The sequence below is a fragment of the Tenacibaculum sp. SM2510 genome (genome assembly GCF_057002845.1).
The window spans coordinates 2,595,890-2,620,048 of the sequence record NZ_CP192703.1; the positions used below are offsets into that span (position 1 = coordinate 2,595,890).

Below are 24,159 nucleotides of genomic sequence, written 5' to 3' on the forward strand. Positions count from 1 at the left end.
TTTTAAAAATATGATACAGCCTCAATGGAAAGTTGCCAAAGAGTATGAAGATATTACTTATAAAAAGTCGCACAATGTAGCGAGAATAGCATTTAACCGTCCAAATGTACGTAATGCATTTCGTCCACATACAACATCAGAATTGCTAGATGCTTTTCAGGATGCGCATGAAGATACGAATATCGGAGTGGTATTGTTATCTGCGGAAGGGCCTTCAACTAAAGATGGAATTTGGAGTTTCTGCTCTGGTGGAGATCAAAATGCACGTGGTGAAAAAGGATATGTAGGTAAAGACGGTTATCACCGTTTAAATATATTAGAAGTACAGCGATTAATTCGTTTTATGCCAAAAGCAGTAATTTGTGTTGTTCCGGGTTGGGCAGTTGGTGGCGGTCATAGTTTGCATGTTGTTTGTGATTTAACATTAGCAAGTAAAGAACATGCTATTTTTAAGCAAACCGATGCTGATGTAACTTCGTTTGATGCAGGATACGGATCGGCATATTTAGCAAAAATGGTAGGGCAAAAGAAAGCACGTGAAATTTTCTTTTTAGGAAGAAACTATTCAGCGCAAGAAGCTTATGACATGGGAATGGTAAATGCTGTGATACCTCATGATGAATTAGAGCAAACTGCTTTTGATTGGGCGCAAGAGATTTTAGAAAAATCGCCAACATCAATAAAAATGTTAAAGTTTGCAATGAACTTAACAGATGACGGAATGGTAGGGCAGCAAGTATTTGCCGGTGAAGTTACACGTTTAGCATATATGACAGAAGAAGCTAAAGAAGGTAGGGATGCTTTTCTTGAAAAAAGGAAGCCAAACTTTCCTAAAACATGGATTCCATAGATCTGAGTATTTAGTTTGTCATTAGGAGGAAGTATAACGAAGTAATCTCTTGGTTAGATTGCTTCATTTTATTCGCAATGACGTTCTAGTTATAAAATTAACCTTGTCATTACGAGGAAGTATGACGAAGTAATCTTTTAGTTGGGTTATTTTGTTTTATTTGCAATGATGTTATAGTTAAGAATTAACCTTGTCATTAGGGGAAGTATGATGAAGTAATCTCTTGGTTAGATTGCTTCATTTTATTCTCAATGACGTTCTAGTTTAAAAAAATCATTACGAGGAAGTATGACGAAGTGATCTTTTAGTTGGGTTATTTTGTTTTATTTGCAATGATGTTATAGTTATAAATTAACCTTGTCATTACGAGGAAGTATGACGAAGTAATCTTTTGGAAAGATTGCTGTCTTTTATTCGAAGTGACTCCTTTATTTTAAATATGAAAATAATTTGTATTGGGCGTAATTATGCCAAACATATTGAAGAGTTGGCAAATGAAAAGCCAGAAAGTCCTGTTGTTTTTTTAAAGCCAGATTCAGCAATTCTTCCAAAGAAAATGCCTTTTTTTATTCCGCCTTTTTCTAATGATGTACATTATGAAGTTGAGGTGTTGGTAAAGATTAATAAGGTTGGTAAGCATATATCGCCAAAATTCGCACATAAATATTACGATACTGTCGGTTTAGGAATCGATTTTACAGCTCGTGATGTGCAAGCAAAATGTAAAGAAAAAGGGTTGCCATGGGAAAAAGCAAAAGCTTTTGATGGTAGTGCTATTATTGGCGAGTTTTATCCAAAAGAAGATTTTGACTTAGAGAATCTGTCTTTTCAGTTACATAAAAATGATGAAGTTGTTCAAGACGGAAATACTTCTGGGATGTTGTGGAAGATTGATGAGTTAATCAGTTATGTGTCGCAGTATTTTACCTTAAAAAAAGGAGATGTCATTTTTACAGGAACACCTGCAGGAGTTGGTAAAGTAGAAGAAAACGACATTTTAGCAGGTGTTATTGAAGGTAAGCAAGCTTTTGAAATTAAAATAAAATAAATATAAATCCCGCTTTTGCGGGATTCTTTTTTAATGAGCATATGAACGCAGAAATAATTACAATTGGAGATGAAATTTTGATAGGTCAAATTGTGGATACAAATTCACAATGGATTGGTCAGGAATTAAATAAAATAGGCGTTTCAGTATATCAAATAACCTCTATTCAAGATGAAAAACAACATATCTTAAATGCTTTAAAAGAAGCAGAAAGTAGGGTAGATGTCGTAATTATAACAGGTGGGCTAGGTCCAACAAAAGATGATATTACTAAAAAAACAATTGCCGAATATTTTAATGATAAAGGAGTTGTTGAATATCCAGAAGTAATTGAACATATAAAGAGTTTGTTTAAAAAGATAAACCATCCCTTTAAGGAGGTTCAAAGATATCAGGCGCAATTACCATCTAAAGCAACTTTATTGATGAATCATTTCGGAACCGCACCTGGTATGTGGTTTTATGAAAACAATACTGTTTTTGTATCATTGCCAGGTGTACCTTATGAAATGAAAGGGTTAATTACGAATGCGGTATTACCTAAAATTCAAGATAAATTTAAACTACCTTTTATATCACACACAACAATAATGACAGTTGGTGTTGGTGAAAGTATTATTGCAGAAAGAATAGACGCATGGGAGGATAATTTGCCATCATACATTAAATTAGCGTATTTGCCATCTTTTGGTAAGGTAAGATTGCGAATTTCAGCAAAAGGAGCTGATAAAGAATTTATCGAAAAAGAAGTGGCTAAAAGAGTTGTGGAATTAAATGCCTTAATTTCTGATGTTATTGTAGGTTATGATGATGAAGCGTCTATTGAAAAGAGTGTTGGTAGTTTATTAAAAAGATTAAATAAAACAGTAAGTGTTGCAGAGAGTTTAACAGGTGGTAGAATAGGAGCCGATTTAGTTTCGGTAGCAGGATCTTCTGCTTATTTTAAAGGAGGTTTTATTACATATACGGCGGCATTAAAAGAGCAATTACTTGGTGTGCGAAAAGAAGTAATTGATGAATTTACAGTTGTAAGTAAAGAGGTTGCTAAAGAAATGGCAATTGGCTGTTTAGAGCGGTTAAAAACGGATTATGCGATTGCGGTAACAGGAAATGCTGGTCCTGCTACTGATAATAACAATAAGAATGTGGGATTGGTTTATATCGCTATTGCCGAAAAGAATAATGTAGAAGTACATGAGTTTAACTTTGGGCAACCGCGAGAAAAAGTGTTAAACAGAACAGTTACAAAAGCACTTGAGTTGTTGCGTGAAAATATATTAAAAAGTAACTAAAGTTTTGTGTTTAAGACTATTGTTGTTTGTGAAAAGTTCTTTGCTTATAAGTTATTAAATATTTAATAATATAAGTTATTTTTATTAAAATAATTTGTAAATTTGCAAACTGTTACGATTCCGATGGGCTAGATGCTTAGCTTCAGTTAGAATATATAAAAAAAATAAGAATTTAAATGAGTTTTTTTTGCGCAATCAATATAAATGCGTAAATTTGCACCTCGTTTAGAAATAATACTAAAAACTGTCAAGAAGATGTCTAGAGTTTGTGAACTTACAGGAAAAAAAGCTATGGTTGGGAACAATGTTTCTCACGCATTAAATAGAACTAAAAGAAAATTTAACGCTAATTTAATGACTAAGCGTTTTTATATTCCAGAAGAAGATAAATGGATTACTTTAAAAGTATCTGCTTCTGCATTAAAAAATATTAATAAAAAAGGAATCTCTGCAGTAATTAAAGATGCTAGAGTAAACGGTTTCTTAACTAAGTAATTCCTTACTAGATAAAATTTTACAGAGATGGCAAAAAAAGGAAACAGAGTTCAGGTTATTTTAGAATGTACTGAACACAAAGCAACTGGTAAACCAGGAACTTCACGTTATATTACTACAAAGAACAAAAAGAACACTCCAGATAGAATGGAATTAAAGAAATTTAATTCTATCTTGAAGAAGATGACAGTTCATAAAGAAATTAAATAATTAAAAGTTTTTTTAAACTTTAAATAACCCATATAACATGGCAAAGAAATCAGTAGCATCGTTACAAACAGGCGCAAAAAGGTTAACTAAAGCGATTAAAATGGTAAAATCTCCAAAAACAGGAGCTTACACATTTGTTGAAGCTATTATGGATCCTTCAAAAGTAAATGATTTTATCGCGAAAAATTAATACTTTTACTACAAAATAAACAAAAGCTACTTTCGTTAGAGAGTAGCTTTTTTTTTGTGCTAAAAAACTGTATTTTTGGGCATTACGCCTAAGGTCAGGCTTTTGGCAGTCGCTCTCTACGAGGAGCTCCAGCAATGCCGCTATCCTTAACGCGAGAGTAATCGTATAATGACAATTTGGCTATATAATAAATTTGGTATAGTTTTTAACCTATATAAACGACTATAAAATTTAACTATGAGTTTTTTAAAGAAAATCTTCTCAAAAGAGAAAAAAGAAACTTTAGATAAAGGATTAGAAAAAACAAAATCTAGTTTTTTGTCTAAACTATCTAAAGCTGTTGCCGGAAAAACAACAGTAGACGACGATGTTTTAGATAATTTAGAAGAAGTATTAGTATCTTCTGATGTTGGTGTAGATACTACGCTAAAAATTATAGAAAGAATTGAAGCAAGAGTTGCTAAAGATAAATATGTAGGGACAGAAGAATTAAATCAAATTTTAAGAGAAGAAATTGCAGGGTTACTTTCTGAGACAAATACAAAAGATGAGACTGAATTTACAATTCCAGCAAACACAAAGCCATACGTAATAATGGTTGTGGGAGTAAACGGAGCAGGTAAAACAACTACGATTGGTAAATTAGCATCTCAGTTTAAGAAAAAAGGATTAAAAGTTGTTCTTGGAGCAGCTGATACATTTAGGGCTGCTGCAATAGATCAATTACAGGTTTGGGCGGATAGAACAGATGTTCCTATAGTTCGTCAAGAAATGGGCTCTGATCCAGCTTCCGTAGCGTTTGATACTGTTAAATCAGGTGTTACTCAAGATGCCGATGTAATTATTATAGATACCGCAGGTCGCTTACATAATAAAGTTAACTTAATGAATGAGTTAACGAAAATTAAACGTGTAATGCAAAAAGTGATTCCTAATGCTCCACACGATGTGTTATTGGTGCTAGACGGTTCAACAGGTCAGAATGCTTTTGAACAAGCAAAACAATTTACCAAAGCAACAGAAGTAACTTCTTTAGCAGTTACCAAATTAGACGGAACAGCAAAAGGAGGCGTTGTAATTGGTATTTCAGATCAATTTAAAATACCCGTAAAATATATTGGAGTAGGAGAAGGAATAGACGACTTACAAGTATTTAATAAATACGAATTTGTAGATTCTTTTTTTAAATAGATTTTAGAAATATTATAAAAGCATAAAAAAACTCCTTTTAGGGGTTTTTTATGTTTTTATAATATTATATTTTATAGAAGACAGCAATTTTCATACTCACTATTGGTATCTGGATTTCTATTACTTATTATGTTCGAAAATATTATTGCGATTAAAATTTGAAATTACAGTCAACTATAATTAGTATTTAACTTCTGTTTTTTTTACTATTAAAGTTCGTATAAGAATAAATCCAAAGAAAGCCAAAAAAGCCAAGCTGATGTAAAAGAACTGGTTTTTTTTCTCCTGTATAATTTTAGCTGAATATTCATATGATATTAGAATATCCTTTTCATCTTTCAGCTGATAAATTGTATATCTTTCATTAGATAAAGTTTTATCTTTATAAATCATCAGCTCGTAGAATTCTGGACGCTCTTTAATTTGAATAAAAAACTCGTTAATATCATATGTTTTAAAGCCTTCTTTAAAAGTCATATTAATTGTTCTCAGTTTAGCGTTTTTATAGGTTCCAGTAAAGTAGCTAGTGTTTGCTTTTTTGTCATAAGCGAGATTAAGAGAATCTTGAGGAAGCTTTATGGTCTCTAAATCTGACCTGTTAGGAACAGATTTGGGTACAAAGAGTACAAAAAAAACAGATAACGCGAGGTATATTAAAGCTAATAGTAATCCTTTAATTTTGGAATAAGGTGAATTCCTTTTAAGCATATAATTCGTTTTAGTGATTTAAAATCAACGTTAGCTAAACTATTAAAAAAGAGGAAAGAATCAAGCTAACAATATTAGGGAGTAAAATATTTATGATGTATTTTTTATATTTTAAGTTTTTATAAAAAAATGTGGAAATCACCAAAGCGAAACAAAATTACAGTAGTGTACTAAGTTTTCTTTAGCTTTTATTCTATTAAGTTACTTTTATATACGTTATATAGTTTATAGAGAATATATTAGTTTGTGAAACTATATAATAGTGATAAAAAAAAGATGAATGATGTAAATAACATCATTCATCTTATAAAATTTATTCTTTAATAATTAGAATATAAACTATTTCTAGTATAGGTAATTTAATGCAGTTATATCGTTGTTGTTAAATTCTCCGTCTTCACCAGAAGAAAAACAAGCTACCATTATAGAAGAAGCATCATATCCACTAGGTGTTCCTGGTATAGGGTTTGCACCAACTCCAGCTGTACCTTCATTAGTGTTTTGTCCACAACTTTGTCTTGAGAACCAATCTGTATGTCTAAAACCAACTGAATGTCCTATTTCATGCGTAATTACATGTTCTATTACATTGGTGTTGTAGTTGCTTAAACCATAAATTTGTACGAACTTAAAAGGAGCTCCGTTTTCAGGAAAACCTGCAGATCCACCAGCTCCACCTTGGTTAGCAGAATTGTTATAAACAACCATATCCTTGCTGTTATACTCTGTTCCAAAGCTTAGTTTAAATGTAATAGATAAGTTTAATCTGTTGTAATTATTTACAGCCCATTGTAAAGCTGTTTTCTCATTTGAGGTTAAAGCAAAACCAGATCCAGTATAACCAACAATGTCTATTACTGTGTTTTGTGCTACTAAATTGTTAGTGTGGTAGTTTTTAGCAGATAAACCTTGTAAAGATTTTAATGTATTAATTTGTCTTTCAGACATGTGAATGTCTCCTTCCAACTTATACATTGGCATAGTTTCACCATTTGGAAGAACAAAATCTACTTTTTTAACATCATTAGTGTTAATGTCGTGTGCTGTAAGTTTAGCTGCAATTTCTTTAGAAATTTCACTATTTAAATCTTCACCTACCATATCTTTCTCGTTGTTACAAGAGATAAAGCTCATACCAGCTAGTAATACTGATAATTTAATAATTTGTAATTTTCTCATAATTGAAGGGTTTTGTTTGTGTTTAAGTTAATTTTCTTGCCAAATATATACATTTTTATCAATAAATAACTTTTTTTTTAGATAAATTCATTTTCGTGTTTTTATTTATAGCAGGTAAATAATTATAATAGATGTGTTGTCGTAGGAGTATTACTGATGAAAAAGAGATGTGCTGTTCTATAAAATTAGTAGAAAATATCTTGTAGGAAATCGTTAAATATATTTATCAGATTTTTTTTATGCTTTAAAAAAGATTGCCTTTTAATTAATTGTGTATTATTATCAAGAGATAGTTTTGTTTAAAACTGTTTTTGCTTATTACCTGATACTTATGAATAACTAATAATAAGCTTGTCAATATGATAAGAATATTTTTAATTGAATTTCGGTTTTTTTTAAGAGGTTAAAATAGAAGAAAGGTTTAATTAAAAGTGGTACTTTTGCAACCTAAATTTTTATAGTATAATGCGCACAAAATCACCAAAGCAAAATAAAATTAATGTAGTTACCTTAGGATGTTCTAAAAATATTTACGACAGTGAAATTTTAATGGGACAATTAAAAGCCAATGGTAAAAATGTGGTTCATGAAGATCCGGAAGATGATGGTAATATTGTTGTAATTAATACTTGTGGTTTTATAGGTAAGGCCAAAGAAGAAAGTATTGATACTATTTTACATTACGCACAGCGTAAAGAGGCAGGAGAAATAGATAAAGTTTTTGTTTCAGGTTGTTTAAGTGAGCGTTATAAGCCCGATTTAGAGGCTGAAATTAAAAATGTAGACCAGTATTTTGGTACGCACGAGTTACCAGAATTATTAAAAGTATTAGAAGCAGACTATAAACATGAATTGATAGGTGAGCGTTTAACAACGACACCAAAACATTATGCGTATTTAAAAATTGCTGAAGGTTGTGATCGCCCATGTTCTTTCTGTGCAATACCTCTAATGAGAGGAAAACATAAATCGACACCAATTGAAGAAATTATTATCGAAGCTACAAAGTTAGCTGAGAAAGGAATTAAAGAATTGATGTTAATTGCACAAGATTTAACCTATTACGGATTAGATATTTATAAAAAACGTGCTTTAGCAGATTTATTAAAAGAATTGGTGAAAGTAGACGGAATAGAATGGATTCGTTTGCATTATGCATTTCCTACAGGTTTTCCGATGGATGTATTAGACGTAATGAAAAACGAACCGAAGGTTTGTAACTATTTAGATATTCCGTTACAGCATATAAACACCGAGATTTTAAAATCGATGAAGCGTGGTACAACCCACGAAAAAACAACATCGTTGATTCATAAGTTTAGAGAAGCGGTACCGAATATGGCAATCCGTACTACTTTAATTGTTGGGTATCCGGGGGAAACTGAAGAGCAGTTTCAGGAATTAAAAGATTGGGTTGAAGAAATGCGTTTTGAGAGAATGGGAGCTTTTGAATATTCTCATGAAGAAAACACGGGTGCTTTTGTTTTAGAAGATGATGTTCCTGCGGATGTAAAGTTCCGTCGTGTAAACGAAATTATGGAAGTACAATCTCAAATTTCTTGGGAATTGAATCAAGCTAAAATAGGAAAAACGTTCCGTTGTTTATTTGATAGAAAAGACGGAGAATATTTTTACGGTCGTACAGAATTTGATTCGCCAGATGTAGATAACGATGTAATTGTAGATGCTACGAAACATTATATAAAACTAGGGGAATTTATTGATATTGAAATTGATGAAGCTGGTGATTTTGACTTGTACGGAACTCCGTTAGTGAAGCAAGAAAAACCAACGAGCTTAAATCAAAAGAGAAAATAAATCATTAAGAGTCTGTTTAAATTCTAAATAAACTTATTTTTAAAATATAAATCCTGCTTTTAGCGGGATTTTTTACATATTTACAGTTATGAAAAAAGCTTATTTTAATTGGAGTTCAGGAAAAGATTCGGCATTTGCATTGTATAAAGTATTACAGCAAAAAAAATATCATATCGAAAAGTTGATAACGAATGTAAATGAAGATTATCAACGTGTTTCTATGCACGGACTTCATGAAAATTTATTAGAAGCACAAGCAAAAAGCATTGGTATTACGTTAGAGAGAATATATTTTCCTGCGGATGTAACGATGGATTTGTATAATGAGAAAATGCTAGAAAAAACTGCTGAGTTAAAATCATTAGGACTAAATCATGCTGTTTTTGGAGATATATTTTTAGAAGATTTAAAAAAATACAGGGATACAAAATTACAAGAAGTAGGTATTACAGGCGTGTACCCGTTATGGAAAAAAGATACGAAAGAAATACTTAAAGAATTTTTAGCTTTAGGTTTTAAAACTATTACTGTTTGTGTTAATGCTAAGAAATTAGGAGAAGAATTTGTAGGTAGAATTATTGATGAAGATTTTATAAACGAATTGCCCGATGATGTTGATGTTTGTGGCGAAAATGGAGAGTTTCATACTTTTTGTTTTGACGGACCCATTTTTAGTAAACCAATTGAATTTGAAATAGGCGAGAAGTTGCTGAAATCATATACTTTAAATAAAGATGATTCTCAGAACAGTCATAAAGACACGTCAGAAAAAGTTAAAAATTACGATACTAGTTTTTGGTATTGCGATTTAATTTTAAAAGAATAAGCGCCTTTTTAAACTTTAAATAAAGTGTTTTTTTAGATATAAACGTCATGCTGAATTTATTCCAGCAACGCATAAAACTAAGAACTACGGCAAACCGAATCCCTCAAACTGAAATAAATTCAGTTTGAGGGATTCGGTCTTTTAGCGATAAAAGGTTTTTAGCCCCGATAGAAGCATTTGTTTGAGCTCTTTTTTTGTTTTTTCTTAAAAAAAAAGCGAGTGTGTAAAGCGGGAAATAGCTTCAAATAAATTATATAAATCTAACGCTGATTTTGTTTTAAAAGAGGCTTGTTATGAACTTTAAAATCGCTGTTGCTGGAGTGTTTTCGTAACACGTTTTGCAGTTGTTGTACATAAACAAGCAGTCTATTAAATCGGTGAGCATATGTAGTAAAAGACCAATGCCAATTATGCGGTATGGTTTTTTAAAGAATAATAAAATTACGTAGCCAATCATGGCGAAATAAGAATGGAAAAGATGAAAGCCGAAGCTGCATCTGTTCGGCTGAAATATTGGCGTAGATACTAAATGATCTAAATCTACCAACATGGTTGCTATTAAAATAAAGTAGACTTTTTTCCAATCACTTTTAAAAAAAAAATAGGCAATTATAAGCGGAAACCCGAAGTGTAAGAAGTAGTGAACAAATGTTTGCATCTTAATAAAGTTAAGCAACTTCTCTTTCTAAGGCTAAAAAATGAGTGGTTCCTGATTTAGAAAACAACGGGAAAACATTCAATTCACATTTATAAGTAGATTTGTCTTTTCTGTAATTAAGAATAATTTCTTTAAATGGTTTGTTGGCTAATATTTTTTTGCGAATGCTGTTTTTTGTAGCTTCGGATGTTTCTTTGCCTTGTAAAAAGTCAGCAGTTTTTTGCAAAGCATATTCCTTGTTATAGCCTGTCATTTTTTTAAAGCCATCGCTAACCCAAATTATTTTCTTGCTGGTGTTTGTTATTACAAGAGATTCGTATGAATTCTCATTTAAAATTTCAGCAATTTCATTTTTCCAGTTAAAATTATTGGCAAGTACCTGAAGGGTATTTATATCTTCTTTAGTTTTTTTATCGTAAAATAAATCGTGTATTCCCCAGCTTAATAAATTAATATTTTGGGTTAGCGATGGCTTTATTAGCTCCTTAGTTTCTGCATACTTCTCTTCGCTTAAAGAAGATAAATACACATCTAAGCACATCATATCTGTTAAATTATTTTTCATAGAAGTAAAAGTTAAATTGAAAGTTGATTTATATTGTAAAAGTAAGGAATTAAAATTTTTCAAAAACTCCTAACCCGAATAAAGCAAAATCATATTTTACAGGATCGTCTTTATCAAAACTACGTAAAGTTATGTCTAACTCTGTTAACGCTTTCCAATCGTTTTGTTTTCTGGTTAGTATATTCAATTTACGAGCAACATTACCAGAATGTACATCTAAAGGGCAATGCAAGTGGGCAGGAGAGTGGGTTTTCCAAATACCCAAATCTACACCAGTATTATCGTTTCGAACCATCCAACGTAAAAACATGTTTATACGTTTAGATGCAGAGCCTTTTAAAGGGTCAGAAACATGTTTTAATGTTCTTTGCTGATGTTGTATTTCAAAAAAAACTTGTTTGAAATTATGAATAGCTAATTGATAGTTATCTTGGTTTTTAGTAGTTAAAACAGCTTCTAATCCGTTATGGTTTTGGTAAATGTTTTTGAGCGATTTTATAAAAAATTTAAAATCCTCCCCATTAAAAGTACGGTGTACAAATCCGTCAAAATTGGCTAATTCATCGTCGGTATGGCTCATTACAAAGTCATAGGGTGAATAGCCTAGTAACTCAACCATTCTTAATGAATTTTTGATAATCATTTTTCGATTTCCCCAAGCTATTGTTGCCGCTAAAAACCCTGTAATTTCAATATCTTCTTTTAAAGAAAATTGATGTGGAATTTGAATAGGATCGCTCTCAATAAAATCAGGATTGTTATATTTTATAACTTTTTCATCTAGAAACTCTTTAAGTTCGTTTTTTTTCATTTTATACTAAATCAGTAGCAAAAGTAATTAAAACAAAAAAGGCATTGTAACTAGCATGTAAAAGAATACTCCAAATTAATCCGAATCGCACTCTAATAAAACCTAAATAACCACCTAGTATAATTTGCGGAGCTACTAAAATTGGCGCTAATAAAAGTACATTTGTTGTTGTTTCGAAATTAGATAAATGTATGAATCCAAAAATTAAAGCAAAAGCGTAAAAAACTATTTTAAAATATTTTTTGTTTCGGAATAAAGCAATTGGAGCTCTAAAAAGTAATTCTTCCAGTAAAGGGGCAGCAATTACAATAACCGCAAAAAGAGTTATTTTAGACATGCTTTTCATTAACTCCTCCATGGCATGCGTATTCATGTCAACTAAACCTAAGTGCTCTATTAAAGCAAATAAAGGTGTTAAAGCTGCACCTGTAAGTATGCTGATAATAAGTAAATGAAAGAATTTTTTAAATCGATAAGAATTATCTTGATTAGTATCTTTTTCTAAGACCGGATTTTTTAAATACTCAACTAATTCTTTAAACGTATCTTTCATAATAAATTTGATTTACTTGTTAGTAGTAAAAAAGATTAGTTTGTTACATTATCCAACAATTACCCCGTCTTTCATGGTTAAAGTACGATCGGCCATTTTAGCTAATTCTTTGTTGTGGGTAACCAACACAAAAGTTTGCCCGAATTTATCTCGTAATTCAAAAAATAAGTTGTGTAGGTTTTCAGCAGAAGTAGAGTCTAAGTTTCCAGAAGGCTCATCGGCAAAAATAACTGAAGGCTCATTAATTAAAGCTCTAGCAACCGCTACACGCTGTTGCTCACCGCCAGAAAGTTCGTTAGGTTTGTGATTTTCTCTATGTGATAAGCCTAAGAAAGATAATAATTCTTTGGCTTTTTTCTCGGTAGCTATTTTAGGTTTTCCGCCAATAAAAGCAGGAATACAAACGTTTTCTAAAGCAGTGAATTCAGGTAATAATTGATGAAATTGAAAAATAAAACCGATATGCTTGTTTCTAAAAGACGAAACCTCTTTGTCGCTTAAACCTTTTATAGCGCTATTGTTAACCAGCAGCTCATAGTTTTCATTTTCTTGCGGTTTATCTAGGGTTCCTAAAATTTGAAGTAACGTAGTTTTTCCTGCTCCAGAAGGACCAACAATAGCAACAATTTCTCCTTTTTTAATATGAAGATTAACACCTTTTAAAATTTCAACTTCTCCATAATTTTTATGGATGTTTTTAGCAATAATCATAGTTCTATATTCAATATAACGAATGTATAAAAAAGATATCAGATAACGTTTAAAGGCTATCTGATTTCAAGTTATATAAAAAAGAGGTTAAAAAATATTTTTCAAGTGGTTATAGTCGATAAAATATACAAAACGAACAGAGAATGTATGCCTATTAGATTCTTGAAGAAGAGAATTTAAATTTTCAGAGAAATTTTGATTAGCTTTGTCATTAAAGTTAGATATAGAATTTCTATAAAAAGCAATCAATTGGCTACCAGGAGCAAATTGCCATAAGTAGTTTACATCTAAATTCCAGCGATTAAAATTCTTGTCATTGTTATCGTTATAATTACTTTCTATTAGTTCGCCGTTGTTACCTAAAGTATAGTATTGGTTTTCATATGGCACCTTACTCCAGTTATGCCTAAAAGACATAGAAAGTGAGGATTTTGTATCAAAACTATATTTTCCTGTTAAAGAGTTATTGTAAGTGGTCCAATCTCTCTGACCAAATATAATTTCATTTTCAAAAGGGGCAAGAGTAGGATTTTCATCTATATCATTCTGGCTAACTTCAGTAGTATAACCTTGATCGTTATTAGTTTGATTGTATCTAAATGCATAAATTAAAGAAAACTTACTGTTAAAACGATATCTAGGTGATATTCTAAATCCGTAACCTTCTTTAGGATTGTCTTTAAAAAAGTTATAATACCAATCATAATCAATAGCAAATTTATTTCTGTAATCGGTAGATCCCCAGTGGTTAATGTTTATCCTTTGTGGTCTTTTAAAGAAAATACCGCTTGTATTACCTTGTCTTGGTTCATTAAAATCTTTTCTTTCACTATTGTAATTTAAGTTTCCACCAAAACCAAAACGTTTTTTGGTTTGTGCCTGAAAAGAAATATTACCATTAGTACCAGTATAGGTGCCTGGTTTATGTAAAAAATTAATATTATACGAGGTACTTATTCTGTAGCTATTAAATATTCCCTTTGGTTTTAATAGGTGATATGCAGCAAAACCATAAATAGCTTGTTCGTTATTGCTAAATAAAATTCCTAAATCGTTCGGGTTAAAATCTTTGTTTTCAAAATTATAACCTATTTCACCTCTCCAGTTACCAGATTGTTTACCTACACTTGTATCAAAAGTATACCCTGTATTAGGGTTGTCTTCATCGTCATAAATATTACTCATCTTAAAAGAACCATCAACATTATAGGTACTGTTTTTGTCTTCAACATGCCAAAGTAAACCAGAAACATTTGCATCTCTAAAGTTACCATCTCTAGTAACATTGGTGTTAATTAATGTTACTGATGAGTTTTGATTAAACTGTTGATCTAGTACTAAAATATTATAGTTAGAAAACGGATTTATAACTTCCGTTCTGGTTTCTTTTGTCGTGTTATTCTGAATTGTAGCTTCGGCCTTATCTGTAATAGCGTTAAAAAAACCAATCCCTAATCCTTTTTCTGTTCTTCCTGATATTTTTATAGCATTCAGCATTTGAACTTTTCCAGGAGAATCTATTAACGTTTCGGTGTCTTCATCTACAGAGGCTGATCTTATAGGAGAACTTCCAATTCGACGAGAGTAAAATAAACGACCTTTGGTAAACAGCTCAGTTCCTTCTGTAAAAAATTGTCTTTGTTCAGAAAATTGCTGCTCAAAAGGTCCTAAATTTAAGCTAACATCATCAAAACCAACTTGTCCAAAATCGGGAATTAAGGTAGCATCTAATGTAAAGTTTTCGGTAAGACCATATTTAACATCCATACCAACACTCCAGTCAAAATCAGTTTTTCCTTCAAAAGAAGTTGTTGTTGCCGAGGCATACGGATAAAAATTTAAACGAGTAGGTGGAGTAATATTTTTAAAATTTTCAACTAAACCATCATACTGTGTCCAGTTTCCTTGTGTATTATCAATATGATTCCACGTAAAACGGGCATTTAAATTTTTAACCTCTCTATGAAAATTTACTCCCCAAGATTGTATAGGTGTATTTGCAAAACGCAAAGCACGATATGGTATTTTCATTTCTACTGCCCAGTGGTCATCATTTACTTTAATGGCACTTCGCCAAACAGCATTCCAATTATAATCTTCATTACCAGTAGAAACTTTTGAATCTGCCTGAACACCAGATGCGGTTACAATAAACATGGTAGGGTTTTGTCCGTCATCATTAGGGTTGATCATCAGCATAAAAAAATCAGAATTACCAATACGATCTCTATTGTTAAACTCTGCAGGGATTATGGAAGTATCAGGAGTATACATTTTAGCACTCACATAAATAGCCTGATCATCATATACTAATTTAACTTCTGTTTTATGCGTATTTGGTTCTTTTTCGCCGTTAGTTGGGCGCATCATTATAAAATCTTTGGCAATAGGAATGTTAGCCCACAAAGCTTCATTTATAATTCCGTCAATCTTTGGGGAAGAAGATACGCGAGTAGCGTTCATTTTTTTTCTATTCTGATTAATTTCTTGAGCTGTAATTCCGTTAGAAAAAAACACAACAGCAATTAGTAGGGTGATACTTTTATACATAGTAAGTTTATAGCGTAAAATAATTTGCAAAAATATTTATGAATTATGCGTTTATATCACAAATTCATGTTAATTACTCTAAAGACATGTTAAATAAATAATCGTTACAAATAAAAATGTTAAAGAAATGTGAAAATAAAAGTTGTAATAATTATAATAAATAGTAATGTATTATAAATTGAATTTGTATTTTTGTTCGACTTTAAAAATTCATATCTAATGAACTTACACGAATATCAAGGTAAAGAAATATTAAACAGTTTTGGGGTTCGTATTCAACGAGGAATTGTTGCAAATACACCAGAAGGAGCTGTTGAAGCTGCAAAGAAATTAACTGAAGAAACAGGTACAGGTTGGCACGTAATTAAGGCACAGGTACACGCAGGTGGTCGTGGAAAAGGTGGTGGAGTTAAGTTGGCTAAAAACTTAGATGAGGTAAAAAGTATTTCTAATGATATTTTAGGAATGATGTTAATTACTCCTCAAACTTCGGCTGAAGGTAAATTAGTAAACCAAGTTTTAATCTGTGAAGATGTATATTACCCTGGTGCAAGTGAACCAGATGAATATTATATGTCAGTTTTATTAAACCGTGCAACTGGTAGAAACATGGTTATGTATTCTACAGAAGGTGGTATGGATATTGAAACTGTTGCTGAAGAAACGCCACACTTAATTTTTACAGAAGAAATTGATCCTGCTTTAGGATTAATGCCTTTTCAAGCACGTAAAATTGCTTTTAACTTAGGTTTAAGCGGTGCTGCATTAAAAGAAATGACAAAGTTTGTTACTGCTTTATATACTGCGTATGTAAAATCAGATTCGGCAATGTTCGAAATTAACCCAGTGTTAAAAACATCTGATGATAAAATAATGGCTGTTGATGCTAAAGTTACTTTAGATGAAAACGCTTTATATCGTCATAAAGATTATGCAGCAATGCGTGATATTCGTGAAGAAAATCCTATTGAAGTTGAAGCGAAAGCTGCAGGTTTAAACTATGTAGATTTAGATGGTAATGTTGGATGTATGGTAAACGGAGCTGGATTAGCAATGGGAACTATGGATTTAATTAAGCAAGCAGGTGGTGAACCAGCTAACTTTTTAGATGTTGGTGGTACTGCAGATGCTGAGCGTGTTGAAAAAGCTTTCGGAATTATCTTAAAAGATACCAACGTAAAAGCAATTTTAGTAAATATTTTTGGAGGAATCGTTCGTTGTGATCGTGTTGCTCAAGGTGTTGTAGATGCTTACAAAAGTATGGGAGACAAAATTAATGTGCCTATTATTTGTCGTTTACAAGGAACAAATGCTAAAGAAGCAAAAGAATTAATTGACAATAGTGGAATGGAAATTATTTCTGCTACTGAGTTTCAAGAAGCTGCAGATAAAGTTGCAGAAGTTTTAGGAGCTTAAGAATTAGTTTTTAGTTAAATATATAGGAAAACCCTCACTTTTAAAGTGAGGGTTTTTTGTTTTATCTTGTTGCACTATAAATACTACATAATGAGAAAATTATTATTCCTTATTTTACTTCCTTTTCAATTACTAGCACAAGAAAAAACAAATTCAGAATTATTTTGGAATACTTTACAAACTCATTGTGGAAAAGCATTTGAAGGTAAAATAATAGCAGGAGCAAAAGAAGGTGATGGATTTAAAGGAGAAAAATTAGTAATGCATGTTCGTTCTTGTGAAAATAATATAATTAGAATTCCTTTTTTTGTAGGTGATGATAAATCTCGTACTTGGGTTTTTACCATGAATACTGATAAGTTAATACAGTTAAAACACGATCATCGACACAAAGATGGCTCGGAAGATAAAATTACACAATATGGTGGTGTTAACCCGAATAGGGGATTGCCAAATATTCAATTCTTTCCTGCGGATAAACATACTGCGAGTTTGATTTCCTATGCTTCTAATAATGTTTGGTGGGTTACAATAGATGAAACTAGTTTTACCTATAACTTACGTAGAATAGGAACCGATAGGTTTTTCTCTGTAAAGTTTGATTTAACAAAAGAAATAGAGACTCCAAGTGCTCCTTGGGGAAGTGAAGATTAAAGTTTGTTTTTCAAATCAATAATTTTATCACTCAATTATTGCTGTTAATATAAATACAAGAATAGTCTCAGGAACTAATTAATTTTATGGCCTCATCTAAATTTAGATAAGGCCGTTAAATTAAAAGTGTGTTTTATATAGAGCTATCAAACTAATTATCATTTCAAAGTATTCTAATTTAAAAAATTGAATAACCCACTGAAATATTTAACATATTACTTCTCTCGAAGCTCCATGATCCGTTTGTAGAAGGAGAACTTAAAGTTTTTAAATCTCCACTTAAGTTTGGTACATAATTAATTTCTAAATTAAAATCATACAAATTATAACCTACCCCAAAGTTAAAAGCAGCATTGGTACCTTCATATTCAAGTCTAGCTATGTAAGCGTTAGTAGGCTCATAAAAATAATCAATTTTACCTTTTGAATTTTCAAGTGTAAAACCTCCGTTTAAATAAAAATAATGATTTTTTAAAAGCTTAAAATAATGTCTATAACTTGCCCCGTAAGTACTTCTTTGATATTCGTTTGTAATAGTAGAATTCTCAGGATTTCCCTGTCCAAAAGCAAATCTTGATTGAATTTTTGAATTTAAATGATAAGTATAAGAAAAAACTATAGAAGATCTTTTTTGAATTGAATTAATGAAGTATTCAAAATCAAGGCCGAAATTTAAATTTGATTTTTTAGAATCCGAATTATATGATTCATTTTCATTTTTTATTAAGTTGTTAACTTTTGAGTACCCTATTTTTGGTGTAATATCAAATGCGTTTTTAAATGACCTAGAAAAACTATCACTATAATTTTTAAAAGAATAGTTGTTGTTGTTTGCATACAAAGTGAAAAAGGTTATTAAGTTATCTTTACTATATTTTAATTTTCCAATTGTCTTTGATTTATTTATAATTTTCGACGAAAATTTTTTAAATAATTGCCTTCTAAACGCTTTAATTTTTACGCTCTTTTCAGCTTTAATTATTTTTTTAAATTTTAAAAGTTCGATTTTATCATTATGTTCTATAAAAAAATACTCATTTCCTTTTTCATGAAAAGAATAAAAAATGAAATTTTCAAATTTCAAATGAATTTTTAAAAGTAGATTCTTAGTTGTTAGGTTAAAAGTATTGTTATTGTTTTTTTTCTTGGCAAGCATATTTTTGCCTAAAGGCTCATAAGATACTTCTTTTCTAATAAAACTAACATTTCCTAAATTTAATTGATTAAAATCTTTAGTTTTTAATCTTTCAAAGCTTTCTGAATTAAAGTTTTTTTTAAAAATTATTTCTTCCGGAATTATTTCTCCAAAGGTTTTTATATACCCTTCTTTTTTTTGATTATCATTTGTTGTAATTGAAGCTTTTCTGAAGCTATTTTGGGCATTGATGCTTAATGTAAATAAAGCAATTAGTAAAAAAAATTTAATTTTCATAGTTTTTTATAATTTTTAAAAAAATTTTGGCGAAAATAAATAAAAAATTACAAATTCTTTCTTAAAACAGCAATTTCATCACGTAATTGTGCGGCTACCATAAAATCTAAACCTTTGGCAGCTTCTTCCATTTGTTTGCGTTTGGCGCGAATACGTTTTTCTATTTCTTCTTTAGGTAAATATTGTAAATCTTGTTCTGCAGCTTTTTGTATCGCGTTGTCATACTGATATGTCGCTGTGGTTTCTTTAGAAAGTGTATTATCTAATTTCTTATTAATTTGTGTTGGTGTAATTCCGTTTTTAGTATTGTAGTTTATTTGTTTTTCACGCCTGCGATCAGTTTCATCCATGGTACGTTGCATACTATTGGTAACTTTATCAGCATATAAAATTGCACGACCGTTTACATTTCTTGCAGCTCTACCAACAGTTTGCGTAATAGATCGGTGGCTACGTAAAAAACCTTCTTTATCAGCATCTAAAATAGCAACTAGCGATACTTCTGGTAAATCTAAACCTTCACGAAGTAAGTTTACACCAATTAACACATCAAATATACCTTTTCGTAAATCTTGCATTATTTGCACACGCTCTAAGGTATCAACATCCGAATGAATGTAACGACAACGAACTTGAATTCTGGTTAAGTATTTTGCCAATTCTTCAGCCATTCGCTTTGTTAAGGTAGTAACCAAAGTACGCTCATCTTTTTCTACACGAATCTGAATTTCTTCAATTAAATCATCAATCTGATTCAAACTTGGGCGCACTTCTATTATTGGATCTAATAATCCTGTTGGTCTAATTACTTGTTCAACAAATACACCTTCGGTTTTTTGTAATTCATAATCGGCAGGCGTTGCAGAAACATAAATTACTTGGTTTTGTAATAATTCAAATTCATCAAACTTTAACGGACGGTTATCCATTGCGGCGGGCAAACGAAAGCCGTATTCCACCAAATTTTCTTTTCTACTTCTATCGCCACCATACATGGCATGGGTTTGCGGAATGGTAACATGACTTTCGTCAATAACCATTAAATAATCTTCAGGAAAATAATCTAATAAACAGAACGGACGCGTACCAGGATTTCGACCATCTAAATAACGAGAATAGTTTTCGATACCAGAACAATATCCTAATTCACGCATCATTTCTAAGTCGAATTCGGTACGTTCTAATAATCGTTTTGCTTCTAAATGTTTCCCGATTTCTTTAAAATAATCTACTTGTTTTACCATATCATCCTGTATTGTATGAATAGCATTTTGCAACACATCAGGTGAGGTAACAAATAAGTTTGCAGGATAAATGGTTAGTTCGGTTAATTTTTCAATTACTTGATTGTTCTCTATATTAAAAGTTTCAATTTCTTCAATTTCATCACCAAAAAAATGCACACGATAACCGCTATCACCGTACGACGGATAAATAGTAACAACATCACCTTTTACTTTAAAAGTTCCGCTTTTTATCTCTATTTCAGTTCTAGAATACAAACTGGTAACCAATTGATGTAAGAATTTTGTGCGAGAAATTTGCTGATCTACTTCAATCGGAATTACATTTTTCTTAAACTCATTCGGATTTCCGATACCGTATAAACAAGAAACAGATGCAATTACAATAATATCTCTACGCCCCGAAAGTAGGGAAGAGGAAGTGCTAATTCGCAAGCGTTCTATTTCATCATTTATAGATAAATCTTTTTCGATAAAAGTACCTGTAACAGGAATATATGCTTCTGGTTGATAGTAATCATAATAAGAAACAAAATACTCTACAGCATTGTTTGGAAAAAATTGCTTAAACTCAGAATACAATTGGGCTGCTAATGTTTTGTTGTGCGCCAATACCAAGGTAGGTCGGTTTACCTCGGCAACAACATTGGCAACAGTAAAGGTTTTACCAGAACCAGTAACACCCAATAATGTTTGGTGTTTCTCGTTGGTATTTAATCCGTTTACTAATTGTTTTATTGCTGTAGGCTGATCGCCAGTAGGTTTAAAATCTGAGTATAATTCAAAGTCCATACAACAAAAATACGGATAGTTTGTGTGAAAAACTATTGATGATTTAGATGTATTTTACGTGTTAATTATTATTTTCTTAAGAGCAAAAGGTAACTTTTTTCTGTAAATTTTTCTACTCTTATGAAGAAGAACACCATCAGGTCAATAATTTATTGAAGGTAGTTTTTTAGATAAATATTAATGGTGTTTTATATTGTAATAAAAAATATTTTTAGTTAATTTTCACGAAGTGAGAAATGTCCATTTTCTTCGATTTTTTTATCATTCAGGTCGATTAGTTTTACATGGAACCAGTAATCGTTAGGGGGGAGTTTTTTACTATTAAAAGTACCGTCCCAGCCTTTATCAGCATTTTGATTATGGAAAGTATGTACTATTTTACCGAAACGATCAAAAATAATAATGTCAATTTTTTTAAAGAACTCTTGTGTGGCTCCTTTGACAATCCAAACATCATTTATATTGTCATTGTTAGGGGTGAAAAATTTTTGGAAACCAATAACACCAACATTCGTTTGTATAGAAGATTCACAATTATTAATATCTCTAACGTAAATTGTTCTTACACCAGGTTTAACATTCTTAAAAGTGTGGTTTAGCCCATTGTTAAAGAATGTTTCATTATCAAGAGAAAATTCATAGCTACTATTTCCTATAAGACTAACAAAAATAGTATTATTTTCAGTTTCTGTATCAACTATTACTTGGTTAAAAATAGGAGCGTCTAGGTTAGTGACAGAAAACTCTTTATAATTAGAGCACTCAATTTCATTTTCAGTTTTATAAACAGTAAGAGAGAAATTTCCAATTTCTGTAAGCGTAAATTCTCTTTGGCTAGCGATTATATCCCCCGATTGATTTCTCCATTCAAATCGATCGTTTGAAACATCACCATCTAATATTATAGGTGGCTGTGAATTTGGATTAAAGCACAAGTTATAAGTATCCTTTATCGTAATTATTGGTACTGAATTAACAATGAGTTCAACAGGTTTTATTCCACCACATCCCAAATCTGTATCTACTCTCACATAAATTGTTGTAGAAGAAGAGGTAAAAGGTGTTCTTATGTCAATTAGATTAGAAGTAGTTTGAGCTTCAATTATAGATGGGTAAAACCTAATTTCCTCTTTGTTAATTAAATTATATTGATTTTTAATTTCTTTTCTTATCTTTTTTAAATTAAAAGTTCCTTTAGAATCGTCATCTGTTTTATCACTACTATCACAAGTGTAATAATTAGGTATATCCTCAAGTTTAATATATTTAGATTCAATAAAAAAGTTAGTAATATTATAACAGCCCTTATCAGATATGACTTTAACAAAAAGTTCTTGAGGGTTACTTTCGTTTAGAAAACTTTTAGGATTTGAAATTTTATTTTCGTCGTTTTTTGCATCTAAGACGCTTTTATAAAAAAAAAATTCTTTTTTAGAGGTACTTGTAACCACTTTATTATTAATATCATTTAAGTCGAAATAATCTATACCGTCATTATTAACATCACATTGAAGTAGTTCTTGATTAGCAATAACTTCAGGTAGCGGATAAACAATAACTTCTTTATAGAAAGGGGTTGTCGTTCCATTTATTGTAACCTTAGAAGTCACAAGGTATTTTCCTGGTATTGCATATTTATGGTTGGTTGATAGACCAGATGAAGTATTTCCATCCCCAAAATCCCAAGTAGCAGAAGTGATAGTGTTGTATGCGTCCAGGCTAAAATCAAAAGTATCATTAATACATTTATTTTCAGTAACAATTCTATTTCTAAAATAAGATTGAATAAAATTAGGGAAACCTCTCAGGGAGGACCCGTCTCCTAAATTTATTACGTCATGTTTATAATTAGAATCTTCCCCTAGTTTATTAGGTTCGTTAATAACACTAATAGTTTTATTGGGTATTAACTCAAAACCAGTATAATATCCTTCGTCATCATATAAATTTATAGCGCTTGATTGAGCTACATATATCTTACCATTAGAAGCTAATTGTATTGAGTTAGAAATTCTTCTAGATTTACGAATAGGAAATAAAGGAGTACCAAAATAATTTTCATCCGGATGATTAAGTTCTAACTGCATAATATAATAAAAACCACTACTATGCTTAGATGGATAATACAGTAGTTTAGAATTTGGTGAAAAAGAAACACCGTAGCTAGAGAAACCTTCTGTAAAAGAAGTAAGTAAAGTTAAGTATTTGTATCTAGATAAAGAACCTGTTGTGTTATCAAAATTATATAAATATAAATTTAATCCAGTAGATAAAGCTATTTTACTACCATCAGGAGAGGCTTTCATTTCACCTATTAATTTTTTTTCTATTTCATTAAGTTGAGTTTTAATAGGAGCTCTTTCCACGCCATCTTTTGTTACTTTATAGGCGTGAAAAATATTGTTTATACCTTCATATGATTCGCTTCCATAGGTTATTACCCAAATATCATTCCCGTTTTTATGATGTACTGCTGTAATTTTATTAGCTGTTGAGTGTGTTAATCTCATGTTTTTATATTTTACCCTCCCTAAAGGGTATATAGTAGATATTTCTATTTCAGAGAAATAAATACCAGGGTATTGTAAAGGAGAATTTAATTCTGTAGTTCTAGTAGTAAAAATATAATATGTAGTATCGCTATTAGGTTTAGGAATTATTATAACAGGTTGTGTATTTTCTGGTTCGCCAATTAAGTTTTCACCATTAATCATTATTTGATGATTCTTATTCCAAACTGTTTGTCCGTTTGTATATAAAACTAAATTACCATTTTTGTCTGAAATAGATGAAGAGCCAGCATGGGTATCCATTTCACTATTGTTTAAAACATCTAATTTACCCTCGTTAAAATGCAAGCCAGCTTTATCTCCAAAATACCAATTATCAGCTTCTCTTTGAGAGAAGCAAAATAGGTAAGAAAACAATAACAAAATGGTAAAAAACTTATTCATAGCAAATGATAA

The 24,159-nt window shown here is 30.9% G+C and carries 22 protein-coding genes; 11 read left to right on the forward strand and 11 right to left on the reverse strand.

Annotated features, from left to right (window positions below; translation table 11 throughout):
- Positions 1 to 10 precede the first annotated feature (10 nt).
- The 7 genes from ACQ629_RS11795 to ftsY all read left to right on the forward strand — a co-directional run bounded on the left by ACQ629_RS11795 (position 11) and on the right by ftsY (position 5,276).
- On the forward strand, positions 11 to 850 hold the full coding sequence (locus tag ACQ629_RS11795; protein ID WP_483705179.1) for a 1,4-dihydroxy-2-naphthoyl-CoA synthase: 840 nt from the start codon (positions 11 to 13) through the stop codon (positions 848 to 850).
- A gap of 439 nt (positions 851 to 1,289) precedes the next feature.
- Positions 1,290 to 1,898, forward strand: a complete 609-nt coding sequence (locus tag ACQ629_RS11800; protein ID WP_483705181.1) for a fumarylacetoacetate hydrolase family protein — start codon at positions 1,290 to 1,292, stop codon at positions 1,896 to 1,898.
- Between the two features lie 41 nt (positions 1,899 to 1,939).
- Complete coding sequence (locus ACQ629_RS11805) at positions 1,940 to 3,190, forward strand: competence/damage-inducible protein A (protein ID WP_483705183.1); 1,251 nt, start codon at positions 1,940 to 1,942, stop codon at positions 3,188 to 3,190.
- A 255-nt stretch (positions 3,191 to 3,445) separates the two neighbouring features.
- Positions 3,446 to 3,685: a 50S ribosomal protein L28 gene (rpmB, locus tag ACQ629_RS11810; protein ID WP_218773071.1), complete on the forward strand. Its 240-nt coding sequence runs from the start codon at positions 3,446 to 3,448 to the stop codon at positions 3,683 to 3,685.
- 27 nt (positions 3,686 to 3,712) lie between these two features.
- Positions 3,713 to 3,895, forward strand: coding sequence for a 50S ribosomal protein L33 (rpmG, locus tag ACQ629_RS11815; protein WP_028887391.1), 183 nt, complete (start codon positions 3,713 to 3,715; stop codon positions 3,893 to 3,895).
- Positions 3,896 to 3,932: 37 nt separating this feature from the next.
- The gene (locus ACQ629_RS11820; protein ID WP_068704382.1) at positions 3,933 to 4,085 is read left to right on the forward strand and encodes a DUF4295 domain-containing protein; all 153 of its coding nucleotides are present in this window, start codon (positions 3,933 to 3,935) and stop codon (positions 4,083 to 4,085) included.
- Between the two features lie 237 nt (positions 4,086 to 4,322).
- Positions 4,323 to 5,276 (forward strand): signal recognition particle-docking protein FtsY, encoded by a 954-nt coding sequence (ftsY, locus tag ACQ629_RS11825; protein ID WP_483705186.1) that lies wholly within the window; start codon positions 4,323 to 4,325, stop codon positions 5,274 to 5,276.
- Positions 5,277 to 5,456: 180 nt separating this feature from the next.
- Here ftsY and ACQ629_RS11830 read toward each other — a convergent pair whose 3' ends face one another.
- Positions 5,457 to 5,984, reverse strand: coding sequence for a hypothetical protein (locus ACQ629_RS11830; protein ID WP_483705188.1), 528 nt, complete (start codon positions 5,982 to 5,984; stop codon positions 5,457 to 5,459).
- A gap of 345 nt (positions 5,985 to 6,329) precedes the next feature.
- Positions 6,330 to 7,163: a zinc-dependent metalloprotease gene (locus tag ACQ629_RS11835; RefSeq protein WP_483705190.1), complete on the reverse strand. Its 834-nt coding sequence runs from the start codon at positions 7,161 to 7,163 to the stop codon at positions 6,330 to 6,332.
- 465 nt (positions 7,164 to 7,628) lie between these two features.
- On the opposite strand from ACQ629_RS11835, the gene rimO reads away from it, so the two are divergent.
- Both rimO and ACQ629_RS11845 read left to right on the forward strand, forming a co-directional pair.
- A complete protein-coding gene (rimO, locus tag ACQ629_RS11840) occupies positions 7,629 to 8,981 on the forward strand; it encodes a 30S ribosomal protein S12 methylthiotransferase RimO (protein ID WP_483705192.1) in 1,353 nt (450 codons plus the stop codon).
- Positions 8,982 to 9,069: 88 nt separating this feature from the next.
- The gene (locus tag ACQ629_RS11845; RefSeq protein WP_483705194.1) at positions 9,070 to 9,807 is read left to right on the forward strand and encodes a Dph6-related ATP pyrophosphatase; all 738 of its coding nucleotides are present in this window, start codon (positions 9,070 to 9,072) and stop codon (positions 9,805 to 9,807) included.
- A 277-nt stretch (positions 9,808 to 10,084) separates the two neighbouring features.
- Here ACQ629_RS11845 and ACQ629_RS11850 read toward each other — a convergent pair whose 3' ends face one another.
- From ACQ629_RS11850 to ACQ629_RS11875, 6 genes are all read right to left on the reverse strand, one after another.
- Positions 10,085 to 10,465, reverse strand: a complete 381-nt coding sequence (locus tag ACQ629_RS11850) for a DUF6122 family protein (RefSeq protein WP_483705196.1) — start codon at positions 10,463 to 10,465, stop codon at positions 10,085 to 10,087.
- Between the two features lie 10 nt (positions 10,466 to 10,475).
- Positions 10,476 to 11,030: a PAS domain-containing protein gene (locus ACQ629_RS11855; RefSeq protein WP_483705198.1), complete on the reverse strand. Its 555-nt coding sequence runs from the start codon at positions 11,028 to 11,030 to the stop codon at positions 10,476 to 10,478.
- 49 nt (positions 11,031 to 11,079) lie between these two features.
- Positions 11,080 to 11,841, reverse strand: coding sequence for a TIGR02757 family protein (locus tag ACQ629_RS11860; protein ID WP_483705200.1), 762 nt, complete (start codon positions 11,839 to 11,841; stop codon positions 11,080 to 11,082).
- 1 nt (position 11,842) lies between these two features.
- Positions 11,843 to 12,394, reverse strand: a complete 552-nt coding sequence (locus ACQ629_RS11865) for a CPBP family intramembrane glutamic endopeptidase (RefSeq protein ID WP_483705202.1) — start codon at positions 12,392 to 12,394, stop codon at positions 11,843 to 11,845.
- A 48-nt stretch (positions 12,395 to 12,442) separates the two neighbouring features.
- Entirely contained in the window at positions 12,443 to 13,105 is a 663-nt protein-coding gene (locus tag ACQ629_RS11870) for an ABC transporter ATP-binding protein (RefSeq protein ID WP_483705204.1), read from the reverse strand.
- Between the two features lie 87 nt (positions 13,106 to 13,192).
- Positions 13,193 to 15,655 (reverse strand): DUF5916 domain-containing protein, encoded by a 2,463-nt coding sequence (locus tag ACQ629_RS11875; protein ID WP_483705206.1) that lies wholly within the window; start codon positions 15,653 to 15,655, stop codon positions 13,193 to 13,195.
- Positions 15,656 to 15,874: 219 nt separating this feature from the next.
- Between ACQ629_RS11875 and sucC the strand changes: the two genes are divergently transcribed.
- Entirely contained in the window at positions 15,875 to 17,071 is a 1,197-nt protein-coding gene (gene sucC / locus ACQ629_RS11880) for an ADP-forming succinate--CoA ligase subunit beta (RefSeq protein WP_483705208.1), read from the forward strand.
- A gap of 90 nt (positions 17,072 to 17,161) precedes the next feature.
- On the forward strand, positions 17,162 to 17,725 hold the full coding sequence (locus ACQ629_RS11885; RefSeq protein WP_483705210.1) for a hypothetical protein: 564 nt from the start codon (positions 17,162 to 17,164) through the stop codon (positions 17,723 to 17,725).
- 178 nt (positions 17,726 to 17,903) lie between these two features.
- On the opposite strand, the gene ACQ629_RS11890 is transcribed toward ACQ629_RS11885, so the two are convergent.
- The 3 genes from ACQ629_RS11890 to ACQ629_RS11900 form a co-directional block, all read right to left on the reverse strand.
- Complete coding sequence (locus tag ACQ629_RS11890) at positions 17,904 to 19,157, reverse strand: hypothetical protein (protein WP_483705212.1); 1,254 nt, start codon at positions 19,155 to 19,157, stop codon at positions 17,904 to 17,906.
- A 47-nt stretch (positions 19,158 to 19,204) separates the two neighbouring features.
- Positions 19,205 to 21,193: an excinuclease ABC subunit UvrB gene (gene uvrB, locus ACQ629_RS11895; RefSeq protein WP_483705214.1), complete on the reverse strand. Its 1,989-nt coding sequence runs from the start codon at positions 21,191 to 21,193 to the stop codon at positions 19,205 to 19,207.
- 215 nt (positions 21,194 to 21,408) lie between these two features.
- A complete protein-coding gene (locus ACQ629_RS11900; protein WP_483705216.1) occupies positions 21,409 to 24,147 on the reverse strand; it encodes a T9SS type B sorting domain-containing protein in 2,739 nt (912 codons plus the stop codon).
- Positions 24,148 to 24,159: the final 12 nt, after the last annotated feature.